The organism is Micromonospora sp. NPDC051296 (assembly GCF_040682255.1).
Lineage (GTDB): Bacteria > Actinomycetota > Actinomycetes > Mycobacteriales > Micromonosporaceae > Micromonospora > Micromonospora craterilacus.
The window spans coordinates 1-1,284 of sequence record NZ_JBFBAO010000669.1 but is presented as its reverse complement, the minus strand read 5'-3'; the positions used below and the strand labels follow the sequence as shown (position 1 = coordinate 1,284).

Below are 1,284 nucleotides of genomic sequence, written 5' to 3'. Positions count from 1 at the left end.
GCGGCCCAGGCCGGACTGGATCTCGTCGGCGATGAACAGCACGTTGCGCTCGGTGCAGAGCTGACGTACGCCCGGCAGGTAGCCCTCCGGCGGCACCACCACACCCTGCTCGCCCTGGATCGGCTCCAGCAGCACCGCGACGGTGTGCTCGTCGATCGCGCCGGCCAGCGCGGCCAGGTCGCCGTAGGGGACGATCCGGAAGCCGGGGGTGTACGGCCCGAAGTCGGCCCGCGCGTCCTCGTCGGTGGAGAAGCTGACGATGGTGGTCGTACGCCCGTGGAAGTTGCCCTCGGCGACCACGATGTTGGCCTGCCCGGCCGGCACCCCCTTGACCTGGTAGCCCCACTTGCGGGCCACCTTGATGCCGGTCTCCACCGCCTCGGCGCCGGTGTTCATCGGCAGCACCAGGTCCTTGCCGCACAGCGCCGCCAGCTCGCGGCAGAAATCGGCGAACTGGTCGTGGATGAAGGCCCGGCTGGTCAGCGTGAGCTTGTCGAGTTGGGCGTGCGCGGCGGCGATCAGTGCCGGGTGCCGGTGGCCGAAGTTCAGCGCCGAGTAGCCGGCCAGGCAGTCGAGGTAGCGCCGGCCGTCCACGTCGGTCAGCCAGACGCCCTCGGCGGAGGAGATCACCACTGGCAGCGGGTGGTAGTTGTGTGCGGTGTACCGCTCCGCGTCCTGCACCGCGGCCGGAGTCCGCAGCATGTCCTCGATCACTTGCTCGCCTTTCCCTGACGGAGTCGCAACGTGCAGCACTTCGGCCCGCCGCCGGCCTTGCGCAGCTCGGACAGGTCGACGCCGATGGTCTGGTAGCCCCGGTCGCGCAGCTTCGCGGCCAGGTCGGTGGCCTGCTCGGGCAGCACCACGTGCCGGCCGTCGCTGACCGCGTTCAGGCCGAGCACCTCGGCGTCGGCCATGGTGGCGTGCACCGCGTCCGGGAACAACCGGCGCAATACGGCCTGGCTGCCGGGCGAGAACGCCTCCGGCAGGTACGCCACGGTCCGCTCGTCGAGCACGGTCAGCGCGGTGTCCAGGTGGTAGAAGCGCGGGTCGACCAGCTGCATGGTGATCACCGGGTAGCCGAAGACCTCCTGCAACTGGGCGTGCGAGGCGTGCGCGGTGCGGAAGCCGGTGCCGGCGAGCAGGTGGTCGCCGGCCAGCAGGACGTCGCCCTCACCCTCGTTGACGTGCTTCGGGTCGTACATCTCGAAGCCGGCGGCCTCGAACCAGGCGCGGTAGGCGGGTGCCTCGTCGGCGCGCTGCGGGTCCCGGAACTGCACGGCCATC

The 1,284-nt window shown here is 71.0% G+C and carries 2 protein-coding genes; both read right to left on the bottom strand.

Annotated elements, in window-relative coordinates; translation table 11 throughout:
* A partial coding sequence (locus AB0M52_RS34000) for an aminotransferase class III-fold pyridoxal phosphate-dependent enzyme (RefSeq protein ID WP_363962004.1) occupies positions 1-714 on the bottom strand: 714 nt, incomplete at its 3' end.
* A partial coding sequence (locus tag AB0M52_RS33995; RefSeq protein ID WP_363962002.1) for an amidinotransferase occupies positions 711-1,284 on the bottom strand: 574 nt, incomplete at its 5' end. The genes AB0M52_RS33995 and AB0M52_RS34000, both read right to left, overlap by 4 nt.